The organism is Tritonibacter sp. SIMBA_163, from assembly GCF_046535935.1.
Taxonomy (GTDB): Bacteria; Pseudomonadota; Alphaproteobacteria; order Rhodobacterales; family Rhodobacteraceae; genus Epibacterium; species Epibacterium scottomollicae.
In genome coordinates this window covers 1-238 of record NZ_JAWJBP010001250.1, presented here as the reverse complement: position 1 = coordinate 238, position 238 = coordinate 1, and the positions used below count along the sequence as shown (strand labels likewise).

The 238-nt window shown below is 51.3% G+C and carries 1 pseudogene; it reads left to right on the top strand.

From position 1 onward, the window contains the following. Positions 1 to 12: 12 nt before the first annotated feature. Positions 13 to 238: pseudogene (locus tag R0J92_RS26325) on the top strand (hypothetical protein); the annotation flags it as partial.

The window sequence follows — 238 nt, the reverse complement described above, 5'->3', positions numbered from 1 at the left end:
CTCGTTAGAGACATGTACCGTCTTCGCACCGATTGCCACAATGTTGCGGGCGCCAATTCGCAGCTTCTTACATTCGCCGCCCTGCACACACTGGCGATCTACTTCTTCCCGAACTGGATCAGCGGTTCCGGATTTCCGAGTTCCCCTGTTCGCTGCAGTATGCACACGGGTGATTTTCTCGAATGTATTGAACACCTGTCTTCTGGAAAATGTAACTTCGCGATTACTTATGACCACC